Origin of the sequence: Acinetobacter sp. YH01020 (assembly GCF_013420275.1) — a bacterium.
In the GTDB taxonomy this organism is placed as follows: Bacteria; Pseudomonadota; Gammaproteobacteria; order Pseudomonadales; family Moraxellaceae; genus Acinetobacter; species Acinetobacter amyesii.
On sequence record NZ_VOYN01000012.1, the window covers coordinates 42,994 to 56,604 of the forward strand.

Annotated in this window: 10 protein-coding genes; 1 reads left to right on the forward strand and 9 read right to left on the reverse strand. The window is 40.3% G+C overall.

What is annotated here, in order from left to right; translation table 11 throughout:
• Positions 1 to 791: 791 nt before the first annotated feature.
• From FTT85_RS06865 to sdhC, 4 genes are read right to left on the reverse strand one after another with little or no spacing between them, the layout of a single operon-like run.
• A complete protein-coding gene (locus FTT85_RS06865; RefSeq protein WP_078189905.1) occupies positions 792 to 1,499 on the reverse strand; it encodes a succinate dehydrogenase iron-sulfur subunit in 708 nt (235 codons plus the stop codon).
• A 14-nt stretch (positions 1,500 to 1,513) separates the two neighbouring features.
• On the reverse strand, positions 1,514 to 3,412 hold the full coding sequence (gene sdhA, locus FTT85_RS06870; protein WP_180007470.1) for a succinate dehydrogenase flavoprotein subunit: 1,899 nt from the start codon (positions 3,410 to 3,412) through the stop codon (positions 1,514 to 1,516).
• 12 nt (positions 3,413 to 3,424) lie between these two features.
• Entirely contained in the window at positions 3,425 to 3,790 is a 366-nt protein-coding gene (gene sdhD, locus FTT85_RS06875) for a succinate dehydrogenase, hydrophobic membrane anchor protein (protein ID WP_078189907.1), read from the reverse strand.
• Positions 3,790 to 4,188 carry a succinate dehydrogenase, cytochrome b556 subunit gene (sdhC, locus tag FTT85_RS06880; RefSeq protein WP_078192993.1) on the reverse strand — a complete coding sequence of 133 codons (399 nt, stop codon included), beginning with the start codon at positions 4,186 to 4,188 and terminating at the stop codon, positions 3,790 to 3,792. The genes sdhD and sdhC overlap by 1 nt, the downstream gene beginning before the upstream one ends.
• A gap of 1,027 nt (positions 4,189 to 5,215) precedes the next feature.
• Between sdhC and gltA the strand changes: the two genes are divergently transcribed.
• Positions 5,216 to 6,493, forward strand: coding sequence for a citrate synthase (gltA, locus tag FTT85_RS06885; protein ID WP_078189909.1), 1,278 nt, complete (start codon positions 5,216 to 5,218; stop codon positions 6,491 to 6,493).
• Between the two features lie 296 nt (positions 6,494 to 6,789).
• On the opposite strand, the gene FTT85_RS06890 is transcribed toward gltA, so the two are convergent.
• The 5 genes from FTT85_RS06890 to FTT85_RS06910 form a co-directional block, all read right to left on the reverse strand.
• A complete protein-coding gene (locus tag FTT85_RS06890) occupies positions 6,790 to 8,466 on the reverse strand; it encodes an NAD(P)/FAD-dependent oxidoreductase (RefSeq protein ID WP_180164079.1) in 1,677 nt (558 codons plus the stop codon).
• A complete protein-coding gene (locus FTT85_RS06895; RefSeq protein WP_180164081.1) occupies positions 8,463 to 9,329 on the reverse strand; it encodes an SDR family NAD(P)-dependent oxidoreductase in 867 nt (288 codons plus the stop codon). Before FTT85_RS06895 ends, FTT85_RS06890 begins: the two co-directional genes overlap by 4 nt.
• 12 nt (positions 9,330 to 9,341) lie before the next feature.
• Complete coding sequence (locus FTT85_RS06900) at positions 9,342 to 10,298, reverse strand: metal-dependent hydrolase (RefSeq protein WP_180113036.1); 957 nt, start codon at positions 10,296 to 10,298, stop codon at positions 9,342 to 9,344.
• Between the two features lie 237 nt (positions 10,299 to 10,535).
• Positions 10,536 to 11,975 (reverse strand): VWA domain-containing protein, encoded by a 1,440-nt coding sequence (locus FTT85_RS06905; protein ID WP_180183184.1) that lies wholly within the window; start codon positions 11,973 to 11,975, stop codon positions 10,536 to 10,538.
• Positions 11,963 to 13,465: an AAA family ATPase gene (locus FTT85_RS06910; RefSeq protein WP_180164083.1), complete on the reverse strand. Its 1,503-nt coding sequence runs from the start codon at positions 13,463 to 13,465 to the stop codon at positions 11,963 to 11,965. The genes FTT85_RS06905 and FTT85_RS06910 overlap by 13 nt, the downstream gene beginning before the upstream one ends.
• Positions 13,466 to 13,611 lie beyond the last annotated feature (146 nt).

Below are 13,611 nucleotides of genomic sequence, written 5' to 3' on the forward strand. Positions count from 1 at the left end.
GGACCCATTTCCTATTGCAAAACATTTCAGGATGCTTTTTAAGCGAACCCATGATTAGTAATGTCAAATTGGTAATATGACATTAGTCCCCATTAGGCTTAAGCCTTGAGGCGTTATCACTACATTAGGATTACCCAATGTGATTAATGAACAATAACGCCCTCAGCGGCATCATTACTCATTGAGAAATACCCGACATAAATCGGGCAATTTTTGCAAATCGTCTTAGAAAAAATAAAATTTGCACCATTATCTTTTCTAAAGCGACTTTATTAACATTTATATACCGTCTACAGCGCTTAAATTGTAGAAAAAATGTACCTAATTCAAAGTCATTTTTTACATATAGTGATGCTTTAAATGCTAACACGTTCGAGCATTTTCAATTGATTTTTTTGACACATACCTCTCATAAATTAGCGAAATACACTGTTTGTATTTTCATCTATGATATGGTGCTACATATAAAATGATCTTTCAATTAAGACAAAAGTCTACGTTCGATTTTTCCCTCATCTCATATACAAAAACAAAAGAGAGCTGACATTCCTATCCTCTCTCTTTTTACTACGTTACATAATAACATCTTCTAATCCTTTTGACAGACTTGAACGAGCGTTTCATCAATAAATAACCATTTATCTATCGCTTTATACCTTTAATTCACTACGTTTCTATTAAATCCATTTAAAGCAGTCAGCAATGACAGTGAATAACTTTCACTATCATCACTTTTATATATGACAAAAAAAGCGCACCCAATGGTGCGCTTCTTTTAACTGCTAAATCTATTAACCTAGATCTAAAAGCATATTACGGATGTGACCGATTGCTTTAGTTGGGTTAAGACCCTTAGGACATACAGATACACAGTTCATGATACCTTTACAACGGAACAATGAGAATGGGTCGTCAAGACGAGCCAAACGCTCTTGAGTTGCTGTATCACGAGAGTCAATGATGAAGCGATATGCGTTCAACAATGCTGATGGACCCAAGAACTTGTCTGGGTTCCACCAGAATGATGGGCATGAAGTTGAACAACATGCACAAAGAATACATTCGTACAAACCATCTAAGTGTTCACGCTCTTCAGGAGACTGCAAACGCTCTTTAGGAGGCGCAGGCTGATTGTTGATTAGGAACGGATGGATTTTATTGTACTGATCGTAGAACTGATTCATATCTACAACCAAGTCTTTAATAACTGGAAGACCTGGAAGTGGACGAATTGTAATCACTTCTGGTAAGTCGTTTAGGTTCCAAAGACACGCTAAACCATTTTTACCATTGATGTTTACACCATCAGAACCACAAATACCTTCACGACATGAACGACGGAATGTTAATGATTCGTCTTGTACTTTTAATGCTAGAAGCGCATCAAGCAACATACGGTGCTTGTCAGTCAACTCTAGTTTAAAAGTTTGCATGTACGGAGCTGCATCCTTATCAGGATCGTAGCGGTAGATATTAAATGTACGAGTACCTCTACTCATCTTACTTCTCCCAATTAGAATGTACGTGGTTTAGGCGGAATAGCATCTACAGATAAAGGCTTGTAACGTACTGGCTTGTACTCAAGACGGTTATCTACAGAGAACCATAAAGTGTGTTTCATCCACTCATCATCACGACGACCGTATGGGTAGTCAGCATGATCAGGTGGTAATTCAAAATCTACCACTGTATGCGCACCACGACATTCTTTACGTGCAGCCGCAGAAATCAGTGTCGCTTTCGCAACTTCATACAGGTTTTCAACTTCTAGAGCTTCAACACGCGCTGTGTTAAATACTTTAGATTTGTCTTTCAAGTGAATGTTACGTACACGTGGTTCGATCGCAAGAATCTGTTTCACACCCTCTTCAAGAAGTGCAGATGTACGGAATACACCAGCGTGATCTTGAACGATGTCACGGATTGCATCTGCAACTTCTTGAGCATTTTCACCAGAAGTTGATTCATCAAGATGACGAACACGATTCAAAGTTTTTTCAAGAACAGTTGTAGGAAGCGGTGCATATTCATCACCGTGGTGTTTAGTTACATAGTCAACAATATGTTCACCAGCAGCTTTACCAAATACAACCAAGTCAAGCAATGAGTTTGTACCTAGACGGTTAGCACCGTGTACAGATACACATGAACATTCACCAATTGCATAGAAACCTTTCACTGGTTTAGTGAAATCACGGTCACCCGCATTGTGTGAGTACACACCAGTTTCTTTATTGTAGTTCGCAACCAAAGCTTCAGTTTCACGAGATACAGGAACAACCACTTGACCATGAATATTTGTAGGAATACCACCCATTTGGTAATGGATTGTAGGTACTACAGGAATTGGCTCTTTAGTGATGTCAACGTTCGCGAATTTCTTACCAATCTCAAATACAGATGGAAGACGTTTCATGATTGTTTCAGCACCAAGATGCGTCATATCAAGCAAGATGTAGTCTTTCTTAGGACCACAGCCACGACCTTCTTTAATTTCTTGGTCCATTGAACGTGATACGAAGTCACGAGGTGCCAAGTCTTTAAGTGTCGGAGCATAACGTTCCATGAACGGCTCACCAGCATCGTTACGAAGGATCGCACCTTCACCACGACAACCTTCTGTCAACAATACGCCTGCGCCCGCAACACCTGTTGGGTGGAATTGCCAGAATTCCATATCTTGCAATGGAATACCTGCACGAGCTGCCATACCAAGACCGTCACCAGTATTGATATAAGCGTTAGTAGATGCACGGTAAACACGACCAGCACCACCAGTAGCGAACAATGTTGCTTTACCTTGGAATACTGCAATTTTACCTGTTTCTTGGTCAATTGCTGTCACACCAAGCACATCACCCTCTTCATTACGGATCAAATCAAGTGCGATCCATTCAACGAAGAATTGAGTACCCATTTTCACGTTGCTTTGATAAAGCGTGTGAAGAAGTGCGTGACCTGTACGATCGGCAGCAGCACATGCACGTGGAACTGGTTTTTCACCATAGTTCGCAGCATGACCACCAAACGGACGTTGGTAAATTGTACCGTCAGCATTACGGTCAAATGGCATACCTAGGTGTTCAAGTTCATATACAACTTGAGGCGCTTCACGAGTCATGAACTCAATTGCGTCTTGGTCACCTAACCAGTCAGAACCTTTAACTGTGTCGTAGAAGTGGTAGTGCCAGTTATCTTCTTGCATATTACCAAGAGATGCACCAATACCACCCTGCGCTGCAACAGTGTGCGAACGAGTTGGGAATACTTTAGTCAGTACAGCAACTTTCAAACCAGCTTGAGCAAGTTGGTAAGAAGCACGCATACCTGAACCACCACCACCAACGATGACTGCATCGAAAGTTTGGTGTGGAATATTTGTGTAATCTTCTTTAGGGGTTATAGCGCCCATGATATTTTCCTATCAATTTGCCCAAAAAATCTGGATCGCCCAGATCGCGTATGCAAATACTGCAACAATCACTGCAGAAGTCAGCACTAAACGCAGACCGTTTGCTGAAGGACCCATTTGACGAGTAGTCACATAGTCAGTGAATACTTGCCACATACCAATCCAAGCATGCGCAACAAGAGATAAGACAGACAATAAAGATAAAATCTTCATTGGTGTTGTCATCATAAAGCCATACCATTGCTCAAAAGTGAATCCGCTATTGCAAAGGATCCAGCCCAGCACAACAATAGTATAAACAGCCAATACAACGGCACTTACACGTTGGATAAACCAATCGCGCGAACCTGATCCTGTTAAACCTGTAGCACTTTTCATTAGAGAACAATCCATACAAATGCTGCAACAATACCGATTGCAGACAAGATCAATGAAATAGTAGCTGCGATACGACCACTTTGAAGTTCTTCAGCAACGCCAAGATCTGCAAATAGATGCTTGATACCACCGATAAGGTGATAAATTAAGCCGGCTACAAATACCCATACGACAAAACGCACAATAAAGCTGTCAAATACAGCCTGAACTTGCGCAAAACCTTCAGGTGAAGATAAAGATTTGTCTAAAATCCAAAGAAGGACCGGTACGAGTAAAAATACGATAACACCTGATAGACGGTGTAAAATTGATGCAATAGCCACAGGGGATTTTAAGTTTACGTCTAAAACTTGACCCATGGACAAATTGACAGGTCTGTTGCTTTTCACAGCGGGCATCCTGTAAGTAAAAACTCCATCCGGAGTTTGTTGGAATTAATTCGTAGGAAAGCTAGCATAGTCAGACATTACAATATAATAAACTCTGCAGCTGTCTGATCTTATAAACGACAGGGAATTATAAAACGTGAACTTTCAAAACACAAACGAAGACAATTAGGAATTTTGCAAAATATCCTTAAATAAGAATCATTAACAATAACTTTTCTAAAAACAAATACCTTATTTATCTAAGAAAATCATACTATGTTGTTGGTTTTAATCAGTTAAATGTAAATTTCACTTATTGTTTTTGTGTGTATATGGCGATTTAAACTTTTAGACTAAAGATGAACAAATCTAAATCTTTCTTTTCCCACTACATTTTAAAATCTTCCAGCACATTCGCCAAGCCATAATCATAAAAATAAATGTGCATCATTTTCTCAAATAATAAAATTCAAAGATCATGAAACGAAATAAGTACTTAGTCTGTGCATAAAAATCTTAGCAACAGCAAATCTGTTTAATAAAACGCCATTTTTTACCTTTCCAATGACAAAAATGCTCATTTATTGATCCTTTAAAGGCGTTTAATTAACTATTTTTTAACCAAACGAACTTTTTTTTAAGTACGATTAAGTCGTTTTAATTATGAATAAGAAAAAAGCAATTTAGAGCCACAGATGTATGTAAGTTACGAAAATTATAATAATTTAATGAAATAGCGGTCTTGTAATTCATATTTGTTTCAGAGTTTTTAAGAATTAAAAATTGCTTACAATTAAGGCAATAGGCTTTTTTTAATCTGCACCTCCCCTGCAAATTGACTTATTATACTGCGTCGGCACTGTGATTTTACTCATTTTTTAAGCGGATGAATTGTGCTTCATTTCAATGAATGATCCTCAATTTATATCCATAAGTATAATTGACAAAATTTCAGTTCCCTCTAATCTTAGAGCAAATTTTTGATCCGTCTGATTCTCGCATTAAAAGATTAGTACTGAGTCAGATAAAACATTCACCAGGACAGGAGATCTATTGAATGTCTGAAGCAACTGGCAAAAAAGCCGTTTTACAGCTTGATGGCAAAGAAATTGACTTACCAATTTACAGTGGCACTCTAGGCCCAGATGTAATTGACGTTAAAGATGTGTTGGCCGCAGGTCACTTTACTTTTGATCCTGGTTTTGTCTCAACGGCTGCTTGTGAATCTAAAATCACTTTCATTGACGGCGGTAAAGGTGTTCTTCTACACCGTGGCTACCCAATCGACCAGCTTGCTACTAAAGCAGACTACTTAGAAACTTGCTACCTTCTTTTGAACGGCGAGCTTCCTACTGCTGAACAAAAACAAGAATTCGATGCTAAAGTTCGTAACCACACTATGGTTCACGATCAAGTTGGCCGTTTCTTCAATGGTTTCCGTCGTGACGCTCACCCTATGGCGATCATGTGTGGTGTTGTTGGTGCGCTTTCTGCGTTCTATCACAACGGTTTCGATGTTGAAAACATTGACCACCGCGAAATCACTGCTATTCGCTTAATCGCTAAAGTTCCTACTTTAGCTGCTTGGACTTACAAATATACTGTAGGCCAACCATTCGTTTACCCACGTAACGATTTAAGCTACGCAGAAAACTTCTTGTACATGATGTTTGCTACTCCTGCAGACCGTGATTACAAAGTTGACCCTATTCTTGCTAAAGCAATGGACCGTATCTTCACGCTTCATGCTGACCACGAACAAAACGCGTCTACTTCTACAGTACGTCTTGCTGGTTCTACTGGCGCTAACCCATACGCATGTATCGCTGCGGGTATCGCGGCTCTATGGGGACCTGCTCACGGCGGCGCGAACGAAGCTGTTCTTAAGATGCTTGATGAAATCGGCACTGTAGAAAACGTTGCTCCGTTCATGGAAAAAGTGAAAACTAAAGAAGTTAAACTTATGGGCTTTGGTCACCGAGTTTACAAAAACTTCGATCCACGTGCGAAAGTAATGAAAGAGACTTGTGACGAAGTGTTAACTGCACTTGGTATCAACGATCCACAACTTGCTTTGGCTATGGAACTTGAACGTATTGCGCTTTCTGACGAATACTTCATCAAACGTAACCTATACCCTAACGTAGACTTCTACTCAGGTATCATCCTTAAAGCGATTGGTATCCCAACAGAAATGTTTACAGTAATCTTCGCTCTTGCACGTACTGTTGGTTGGATCAGCCACTGGTTAGAAATGCACAGCGCACCTTACAAAATCGGTCGTCCTCGTCAGCTTTACACTGGCGAAACTCAACGCGATATCCAAGGTCGTTAATTCGAAAGAATTGTGCGAATCTAAAAACCGTCCCTTTGGGGCGGTTTTTTTATGCAGCTAGATTTATTTTGCACTTTAAAACAGACCCATCTGACTGATTTTTCAACTCAATCATTAGATAAAACGATGCCTCACAAGTTATAAAGTATGCTGTTTATTGCTGAATGTATTTTAAATCGCCATTTTCTAGAAAATCTCACACTGCTTCATCAGATATCGTCATAAAAAAGCCTAATTCCACGTAGAAATTAGGCTGTAAACAAAAGGTTTAAATATTGATGATGCTTTATTTTAGCTTATAAAGTTAAGTAACTTTTATTAAGCAACCTTCTCCAAGCAACCGACTCATAGTCTGTCAAGTCCACCTGTTTAAGACGCTGCTTTAACTGTTTCAGTGACCACGGCCAAGCTGCAAAATTGCGTCCATTGGCATCTAAGTAATAGCTCTTACAGCCGCCACTATTAAAGACTGTAGTCTGTAAATGTGTCTGTACTTTTGCATTGTGATAGGCCAATACATTTGGCTTAATTTCAAGCCGCTGTATCTTCTCTTGTTTCATTTTTACCAAGGCATCGACGATATACCCAACCTGTGCTTCTGCAATCCCAATAAATGAGTCATAAACCAAAATATTTGGCCCAAGCACCAAGAAGGCATTAGGTACTTGCGCGATACTGGTACCCAAAAACGCTTCAGGAGAACTGTTTTTCCAAAGTTCTGACAATAACTCCCCTTTGGCATTTTTTACACGTTGCCCAATCGGCGGATGAGAAACTTCAAAACCTGTGCCCCAAATAATGACATCGACTTCATGACGTTCACCATTCGCAGCAATAACAGTATTACCTTCTATTTCAACTAAACCATGTGGTACAAGTTCGACATTGGCTTGCTGCAAAGCAGGATAATAGTTATTGGCAAATAAAAGACGCTTACAACCAATAGAAAAGTTTGGTGTAACTTTTTCACGTAATTCAGGATCTTGAATTTGTGTTTTTAACAACTGACGACCCAAATAATTCACAGGCTCTAAAAGCGAAGGATTACGTAGTCCTAAATTAATACCATTTAATATACCGGCCACACTTTTGCGCCAAGTTTCTTGAACAGTCGGAAAACGGGTAATGATGCCTTTCGCACGGTCATTCAGTGGTAAATCTGCTTTTGGTAATACCCATGGCGCAGTCCGTTGAAACACCACCACATTTTTGGCAATAGGTTGAATCTGAGGAATAAACTGAATCGTAGATGCCCCCGTACCAATCACTGCAATACGTTTATCTTTTAAGTCATAGGCATGGTTCCATCGCGCAGAATGGAACATTTCACCTTCAAAGCTTTCAATACCTTTAATTTTTGGAATTTGAGGTTCAGTAATCGGCCCAGTGGAAAAGATCACTGTTCTCGCCGCATACTTACCTTTGCTCGTCTCCAATTGCCATTGCTTTAATTCCTCATTCCATTCCGCTGCCATTAATTCACAGTTGAACTGAATGTTGCGATACAGCGCATGCTGCTCCGCAACATCTTCTAAATAGTTCAGAATCTCAGGTTGCTTGGCAAATAAATGACTCCATTTATGACTCGGTGCAAATGAAAAAGAATACAAAGCCGAAGGAACATCACATCCACAGCCTGGATAGGTGTTGTCGCGCCATGTACCTCCCACGCGATTGGCTTTTTCCAAAACCACATAATCGGTATAACCTCGTTCATTCATTTGATGAGCTGCAGCTAAACCTGATATCCCCGCACCAATCACAATGGTATCGTAGACACGCACTTGATTTTCTACGCTAGGTTTTTCTAGGCTAGGTTCTGACTCTGATTGATCTCGTACTGCTTTTTTTGCTTTGGCAGAAGACGTTACAGGACGACGTGCATTAGTTTGCGTTGTTGCCTTTTTAGTTTGAGTTTTCTCTTGATGTAATGCTTTTACATCTTCGTCATGTAATTGTGTCGGCATGTTCATGCTTTTGCTCCCGACTTTTTAATATAGTTGTTAAATAAGGGATAACCCACCCCCAATAAGCGGGTATAGGTTTGCGGGGATAGACGCTTTAACCACCAAAATAATTTGGCATCAGGTTGCGGAATGGTATACAACTTTCCTGCATCTAAATTATTCAATGTCAAATCGACGACATCGTGGCTCGTCGTAAATGCATGATTCATCAGCAGTTGATCAGCCAAGCCTGAATATCGATTGGGCAAGCGACCATTTTTCATAATATTGGTTGGCACCAAGGTTGGGCACAGCACATTCACACGGATATTTGCCGATCTGAGCTCAGCCGATAAAGTTTCAGACAAAGCCAACACACTCGACTTCGTCACGTTATATGCTGTCATTTCTGGTGCAGCAGTATATGCCGCAGCAGAAGCAACATTAATAATCGCGCCACCCTGCTTATTTTGTTTCAACTTGGGTACAAAATAATGGCAGCCATGCACCACACCCCACAAATTGACATGCATACACCACTGCCAGTCGTCTAAACTCAGTTCATCAAATTTACCACCCAGCCCGACGCCTGCATTGTTGATCACCAATGTCACAGCATGCCCCATCAACTGCTCAGCTTGCTCTGACAGTGCTTTTACTTCTTCAGCCTTACCTACATCACACTGCACTGCATAAGCATTTGATGAGGTCATAGAATGAATTTGATCCACCGTTTCTTGCGCTGCTTCTAGATGAATATCGGCACAGACCACTGTCCCACCACGACGTGCCAACTCCAAAGCAAAGCTTCTTCCTATACCACTGCCTGCACCAGTAACCACCGCGTAGGCGTTTTCACTTGGCTTATTCTTTTTTCCAAATAGACCCATGGTTGTGTCCTTTTATCGTTTTAATGCTGGGGTAAATTCTTTGACAAAATAAGGTGTTAACACGCCATCAACAGGGTTCAGCAAACGCTTTTTGTAATATTCAAGAAATGCAGAAGTGTCATGATCATTCGGATGAAAACTTGGTCGTAGATAGTCAAAAATATGCCCGAGGCTGCTGCCATAAACACCATCTCTTAGCCCAAAAATCAGTTGGAAACTGCGCGGAACATCTTTCCAGTAGCTTAGGCTAATCAAATTTGATGGCTTTCTGTAGAAAGGGACAATCGATGCACCAATTGAAATCAAACCCAAAATGGTAATTAATGCAGGGAAAAAGCCAGCAATACGTAAAGCATAATTACCTGATAATTCTTGATAAACATCATAGGCAATGTCTTTGTGTTCAGACTCTTCCAACATATGCCACATCCAAATAGCGCGCTGCTTTTCATCTATTGAATTAAAAAAGATTTCTTCATGATTCATCATGTATTCCGCAAGCACTGCGGTGAAATGCTCAATTGCTGCCATTAAGGATAACTTCATTGGCTGTGGCATACGTTCAAAACCATAGGCAAAGACGTAGTGTTCTAACTTTCTAAAAAATTGCACAGGCAGATTTCTTGCGCGATACGCTTCATTCATTTCTTCATGCATACGTGAATGAATGGCCTCTTGCCCAATCAACGACGTGACACGTTGTCTTAATACAGGATCTTGAATAAAGTCGCGATGATATCGAGCAGTATCAATCACCAAATCTTCGCCACGGGTTAAGAAAATAGATAAAGATGCAAAATAGGCACTGGCCAATTCTGCATTCATATAAAATTTTGGATCAATTTTTTCTGGTTCGAAATCAAATTTCATATGACGAATAGGAACAACGGCAGACTGTTTTGTTGGGTTAAAGACAGGGCCTGCAAATACGCGTGCTAAAGTTTTTTTTATCGGTTGAAAAGCGCTCATGATTTTGCTCTCAATTTGGGTGTTTCCCCTTCATTGACTTCATGTCGATTGAAGGAAAAACACATAGATTGAGGATCAAATTAAGTGAGATAGATCACTAGACCATTAGCAAAACCGACCTCTCGATTTGCAAAAATGCTCAAATATTTTCTTTGTCAGACAATCTTTAAAACATCAATGCTGCATGGCTCAAAAGCTTGTCATTAAAGGTCATGGCGTATTTTTTGTGAGGGACGATTATTGGATTTTTTGCATTTCACCAGTCGCAGATTGATACACCCATTGATGATCAAACAGGCTTTCGTCTAAATGATCCAGTTTAAAATTACCGATAGCCACAGCATAGAATCCATTGCCCTGCTGCTTCAAATGTGTGATCTCTTGCATGAGTTCTTCAGTCAGTTGACCCATTATAAAGTCGGAAATCACCACCACATCGGCATGTACAAAATTCGGTTGTTTCAGCATGTCCACGGCATGATTCATCGCAGGGATAATATCTGTTCCCCCATGAAATGACTGCCCTAAAAAGTGAATGACATCATCCAAAGCACTATTATGTTGTAAATTCAGCGCGGTTAAATTGGTCGAGAAATTTACCAAATACATCGCTCGCTTTTCTTTTAGCGCTCGAATCGATAAATATAGACAAATCGCTTTGGAAATCAGTTCAGGTTGCCCATTCATTGAGCCACTGGTATCTAAGCAGACAATCATCGGGCCTTTTTGTCCGACTCGACGCTGCGTATGGCGTGGGTCTTCGATCACCCTTCCCTGTTGCTGCCCTTCTCGATTAAAACTCATCAGGTTAGATTCTAAATATTTCAAATCAAATAAAACCTGCAAGTCTGGATCGGCTAATAGCGCCAACTCGCTAGGTAAAGCCATACTGATTTCTTGTGCCAATTTAATTCCAGTAATTTCCTCTTGCGCCATCGGGGTGTGAATAAGCTGCTGTGGTTCTTGTTCTAACTGAGCAGAAATCCGCTTACGTGGCATATTCGGCTGTGCGCTTCCGATCATTTGACATAGACGTTTAAGCGCCCGATCTTGCTCGAGATAATTCGCCCATTGCTCAAAGTTCTGTACATCGTGCTCTGTTAATTGTCCTTTGGAATAGTCTAGAAAAATCCCAGTTTCAAACCCGACACTGTCATGGTGCTTGACCATTTTCGACAATGTCGCGAGAAAATCTTTGATTTCATCTAAAAAGGCATCTCGTTGTAAACGGAGCTGCTCAAACTCCCAATGTGCAATGGCTTCGGTCAATTTGCGCTGCCATTTGCCTTTGAATAGCTCTATTTGTAATTGACGCTGCTGCTTGGTCAGCAATGGCTGTTGGCTCTGTTGCCACATTTCAGTGAATTCTGGAATCCCTAAGGTTTGCATAAAGGCGGCATATTCAGCACGGAATTGAACAAAATCACCCTGTTCCCAATGCTTTAACGCAAGCCAATATTCCAATTGCTGCTGGGCCGTTGCATAGGGATGCTGCTGATCTAAACTCGACTTTGCCTGAAAGGCCCATTCCTGAATTTTTTGATCGAGCTTTTTTGCAACTTTATGATCTTTCAACCAATGTTTTAAGCTGGATTGTTTTAATTCATCATAAAGCTGCGAACTTAATTCATCGAGCGCCGATTGGGTTTGTTGTCGTGTCGGTTTTAATTGCGACATAACTGTTCCAAGCGCTCACAATCTTGCAACTGCAATCGATATCTTGCCAATTGCTGCTCAATAGATTGAAATAAATGTTGAATATCCTGTTCAGTGACAAAGACAGAATTGAACTGATGCTTCTGGCTATTAAAGCGTTCCGTCAACAGATCCAATTCTGTTTGAAAATGTGCTTTGATCTGTTGAACTTCGTGTAATAGCTCATATTGGCTTTGTGCTGAAAGTGCGCTACGTGGACTGCCTTTGGTATGTTTTATATACGGCGTCACCACTTCTTCTAGGCCATAATAGCCACCTTTTAACGTACACACTCTTGAACCATTAAAATTACATACGATGCCACGCACTTCTTCACCGGTATCATCTAAGGCAAAGAAGTCCTTTTTCGTATCCATTTTATCCAGTTCGAGATACAACACTTTATCTTTATAGTGTCGATCTAGATTGGTCACTGCACGCAAGTAGTCAGTGCCATGAATTAAATAACTCTCATACACATCATCGGTATAATAAAAATGATTGAGCACCCGCTGTTCAAGTGTATCCTTCTCTGCCACATGTTGTTCGAATTGCAAACCGTAATTTAAGCCATTTTCAGCCAATACTTCATCTATCTGCTGCGAAACAAAAGCAATGTCTTCAGGCTGATTCCATAAGCAATGTTTTAAAATTAATAGATCACTCAAAATCACTGATGGACGATCATTTAAAAATGCACAGGCTTTGACTAAATAAGCCACACGTTGCCAACGACGGTCAGAGACATAGACCACGTGATCTTCAAAGTTATGATTGAGTCGTGTTTTAAGTTGATCAAATAGATTTAAAATCGATTCGGGTAAATCTACCTGATAAATCTGTTCCCGCCAATCTTGCAACTCGGCTTTTTTTATTTTTAAGGTCGCATCGACTTCAACACTGACTTGACTCGGCTTGGCCTGTAATAGTGCATGAAAGTTTTCTGCAACAGCAATCGGCGGCACTTCTAAGCGCAAAATAAAACGATCATACAAGGCATCTAGACCTTGATTTGGTTCGGGAATTTCATTCGATGCACTGACCAAAACATTCAATGGAACTTTTTGGACAATGTCACCATTTTTAAAACTCCGCTCATTCACCAAGGTCAGTAAAGTATTTAAAATCGCAGGGCTGGCTTTCCAAATTTCATCTAAAAATGCAAAATCTGCCCGTGGTAAATAATGTTCTGTTTTACGAATATATTGATCTTCTTTTAAGGCTTTAATTGATACCGGTCCAAAAATTTCTTCCGGCGTACTGAAACGATTCATCAAATATTCAAAGTAGTCATGGACTTCAAAAGCCGAGGCGATTCGACGCGAAATCAAACTTTTTGCTGTACCGGGCAAACCATATAAAAAGGTATTCATGCCCGCAACACCTGCCAATAAACTCAAAGCAATAATCTGCTCACGTTCATACATATTTTTGCTGATTTCAGAAATTAAAGTATTGATCCGTGCTTGCATCTGACTATCTGTTTGACCGAAAACTAAATTGTAACGCCCTAACCGATTTTTCGCTGTAGCAGATGCAAAAATATCGCTCTTTAAATACAGCGCAACAGCGTGATATTGTATTTTCAGGTTATAGTAAAACTACACATCCCTTTGGA

What these genes read in the sequence shown, in the direction of transcription:
- FTT85_RS06865 (WP_078189905.1), bottom strand. Translation starts at nt 1,499, where the DNA reads ATGAGTAGAGGTACTCGTACATTTAATATCTACCGCTACGATCCTGAT.
- sdhA (WP_180007470.1), bottom strand. Translation starts at nt 3,412, where the DNA reads ATGGGCGCTATAACCCCTAAAGAAGATTACACAAATATTCCACACCAA.
- sdhD (WP_078189907.1), bottom strand. Translation starts at nt 3,790, where the DNA reads ATGAAAAGTGCTACAGGTTTAACAGGATCAGGTTCGCGCGATTGGTTT.
- sdhC (WP_078192993.1), bottom strand. Translation starts at nt 4,188, where the DNA reads ATGCCCGCTGTGAAAAGCAACAGACCTGTCAATTTGTCCATGGGTCAA.
- gltA (WP_078189909.1), top strand. Translation starts at nt 5,216, where the DNA reads ATGTCTGAAGCAACTGGCAAAAAAGCCGTTTTACAGCTTGATGGCAAA.
- FTT85_RS06890 (WP_180164079.1), bottom strand. Translation starts at nt 8,466, where the DNA reads ATGAACATGCCGACACAATTACATGACGAAGATGTAAAAGCATTACAT.
- FTT85_RS06895 (WP_180164081.1), bottom strand. Translation starts at nt 9,329, where the DNA reads ATGGGTCTATTTGGAAAAAAGAATAAGCCAAGTGAAAACGCCTACGCG.
- FTT85_RS06900 (WP_180113036.1), bottom strand. Translation starts at nt 10,298, where the DNA reads ATGAGCGCTTTTCAACCGATAAAAAAAACTTTAGCACGCGTATTTGCA.
- FTT85_RS06905 (WP_180183184.1), bottom strand. Translation starts at nt 11,975, where the DNA reads ATGTCGCAATTAAAACCGACACGACAACAAACCCAATCGGCGCTCGAT.
- FTT85_RS06910 (WP_180164083.1), bottom strand. Translation starts at nt 13,465, where the DNA reads ATGCAAGCACGGATCAATACTTTAATTTCTGAAATCAGCAAAAATATG.